Source organism: Bacteroides sp. 43_46 (assembly GCF_001915455.1).
GTDB classification, from domain to species: domain Bacteria; phylum Bacteroidota; class Bacteroidia; order Bacteroidales; family Bacteroidaceae; genus Bacteroides; species Bacteroides caccae.
Window position 1 is genome coordinate 1 of sequence record NZ_MNQN01000001.1, and the last position, 2,839, is coordinate 2,839.

The window sequence follows — 2,839 nt, forward strand, 5'->3', positions numbered from 1 at the left end:
CAACTAAAGAAACTTTTTTATATACAACCGAGGCGATTTCTGATATGAAAATAACTAATTATCATTATCCTAACCGCTTTAAAATTCCTAAATATAATGTTATCCATTTGTTGAATCAAGTTTTGAAGTGTAAAATGGATTTGAATCAAGGTATATATATTCCAACTGCATTAAATAACTCAATTGATTCATTGGTATATCCATATTCTGTTTATTTGGGTATGGTTGGGGAACTAATGGATAATGATACTATTGAAACTAAAACATTAGCGAATTTGATGATGAAATTGGAGAATCCTTATTATTTAGAATTGTTTAAAAATGAGTTTATTACTGCTAAAAAAGTTTTGAATCCAAATTTTAAAATAGATGATGAACCTAATATTAGAGTAAATAGTGAGGTAGTCTCTCTTTCAGATTGTGCAGTTAGTGAAGATAATGTTTTTGTGATCTCTATTTATAATGATGGGAAATATCCTTTAAAGGTGTCTAGGATTTTTACAAGTTGCTCTTGCTTGAATCTATTAGACCACACTGATGAATTTGTTGTTTCTCCTAATGATTCGGCAATGGTTAGTTTTAATTTTAAGTCGGAAGAGTCTGGAGAAGTAATTAGAGATGTTTTTATAACTTCTAATGCGATAAATAAGCCTATTCTGTATGTGAAAATATTAGCCAGTATATATTGATTATTAATTTAAAAGAACCAAAGATGATGAAGAACTTAATTTTTATTGTATTTAGTATTGCTTTGCTTACGCAAAGTTGTTCGCAAAGTGATGATTTTATAGATAAACAGTCTGTTTTTGAAGAAGAAATTGTAGAGGAGGAAATTGATTTTCCTAAACAGGTTGAGGCTTATGGGAAAGCTGTGGCTAAAGAAATTGAAATTACGGTAGCGAAACTGAATGATTTAAATATGGATTATTCGGAAGTCGTTGATTTTAAGGATTTTCGTAAGAAATTTTATGAAGATTGGTATAATGCAAGTCCTACAATGGCAAGAAGTCGTGCTACCGGAAAGATTCAGTCAATTGAGATGATGAGTGCGACTGAATTTATGGAAAGGTATAATTCGTTGACGGATATTCAGCTGGAGTTTATTCACAAAATTATTGGTGAGTGTGAGAAAAGTAGATCTTCTCAAGACTTATTGGCTAGGTTGGTCGCTCTAAATAAAGAAATTCATGCACAAGTCCCAGAAATAGAACAAGAAAGATTGTTGAATGTTATTGCTGTGTTATACTATGGAGGACAAAAAATAGTTTATCTTGAGCACCAAGGTTTAATGTTAAGGACTCCATATAATAATATAAAATTATCGAAGGTTAAAACAAGAGGACCTGAGGATGGAGGAAATATAGGAGAATGGTGTCGCAAAATTACAGCGACAGTTTGGACGATTGCTATTGGTGAACCGACGCCTTTCGGCGAAATTGTGGCCTCTGTTGCTACTGTTTTTACTGCGGCAGGATTCATTTATGAGGTTATTTTGTGTAAAGAAAATGAGGGAAACAGCGATATGGATTTTTGCATGGAAAAGTACGTGGGCTGTACGGGTACTAGTTATGGTGACCCTAATACTGGAGGGTGGGGATATACAATGTGTCAACGATGTTTTGACTATTGTGTAGCACAAGGTGTTTGGAGTTGCCCTCGTCCAATATAACAAGAAATAGTAGGTTATGATAGGATTTGAAATATATATTAACGATGAGAAGCCTATAATAATGGCTTCAGATCATGTTGTATCTGTAATACTCGGGTATGGTTATCCTTTGGGTTCTACTATTAGTTTGATCGGTCGTGATTGTTCTAACGATCTTACTTGGCTTAAAGGTAAGCCGGAGATTGGTGATAAGATAATAATAAAAGTTATTGAAACAGATGAGGTGTCACCATGTAAAAAGACGAAATGTGACAGGGAATGGATGATACAACAGTATGAACAACTCAAAATTAAACTTCAAGAGAAAGGACTTATATAGGATGAAAGGAATTATTGTAAAATATAAAGATATAGTATGCAAAGCTGGTATTCCTCACTGCGGGACACTTTTCACCGCTGACATTACTTGGCATAGTGGCGCATATTGGAGTGTTGGAGGTTTGAAAATGCCTGAAGAAGTACACTTTATATGGAATGGCAGCATATTAGAGGTGGGAGATGTAATAGAAGTGGAAGTAGCCGAATTTGATGAGGCTTCAACACCTGTTTCAGAAGAAAAACACAGTTCTCTGATAGAAAAGATGTCGGAGAGAGTAGAGGATTATTCAAAAGATTTAGAACTTTATTATCAGTTGAAAAAAATATTGGAGGATGAGAATTTGATAGAAGTGGTTGATGATTGATTTGGACGTTTTCTTCAAAAGGAATTAAAATAATAACTTTTGTAAAGTACCTGCCAATCGTATAAATGTGTCAATAATAGTCAAACTCCCACCCATGATGATATAATAGAACCACATTCTTTTATTAGAGTATGGTTCTTGTGGAAATATCCTTATTGCTCCTATTACAAGTGTTATACGTGCGAGAAGTTCAAAGAAGATAATATTTGCATAAAAAATAGTTTATCTAGTTAGGTCTTGATTTAATGCATATTTGTAATGTTACAATATAGGGTTATCTAATCTTTTCTGTGATTATTGAAAGGGATGTAACACTTACTTGTATAAGATTTATTTTCAGTTTATCTTTGACAAAACTTTGATATACCTCTGAATATGAGAAAAAGATTTGAAGAATCGTTTCTATTTTTTTTATTTACTATAATTATTTGCTTGCTTTTATTTAATTGCAATGAGCATATATACAAGATATATAGTAATCAGTCGT

At 32.6% G+C, this 2,839-nt stretch carries 4 protein-coding genes; all 4 read left to right on the forward strand.

The annotated features are described in order from the left end of the window. The coding region (locus BHV72_RS00005; RefSeq protein WP_286853188.1) for an Ig-like domain-containing protein at nt 1–689 on the forward strand (689 nt) is incomplete at its 5' end. Between the two features lie 23 nt (nt 690–712). After that, nucleotides 713–1,669: a hypothetical protein gene (locus BHV72_RS00010; RefSeq protein ID WP_224241267.1), complete on the forward strand. Its 957-nt coding sequence runs from the start codon at nt 713–715 to the stop codon at nt 1,667–1,669. A gap of 16 nt (nt 1,670–1,685) precedes the next feature. After that, nucleotides 1,686–1,988 carry a hypothetical protein gene (locus tag BHV72_RS00015; protein WP_055256944.1) on the forward strand — a complete coding sequence of 101 codons (303 nt, stop codon included), beginning with the start codon at nt 1,686–1,688 and terminating at the stop codon, nt 1,986–1,988. 1 nt (nt 1,989) lies between these two features. Further along, a complete protein-coding gene (locus BHV72_RS00020) occupies nt 1,990–2,352 on the forward strand; it encodes a hypothetical protein (protein ID WP_258909089.1) in 363 nt (120 codons plus the stop codon). Nucleotides 2,353–2,839 lie beyond the last annotated feature (487 nt).

What these genes read in the sequence shown, in the direction of transcription:
- BHV72_RS00010 (WP_224241267.1), top strand. Translation starts at nt 713, where the DNA reads ATGATGAAGAACTTAATTTTTATTGTATTTAGTATTGCTTTGCTTACG.
- BHV72_RS00015 (WP_055256944.1), top strand. Translation starts at nt 1,686, where the DNA reads ATGATAGGATTTGAAATATATATTAACGATGAGAAGCCTATAATAATG.
- BHV72_RS00020 (WP_258909089.1), top strand. Translation starts at nt 1,990, where the DNA reads ATGAAAGGAATTATTGTAAAATATAAAGATATAGTATGCAAAGCTGGT.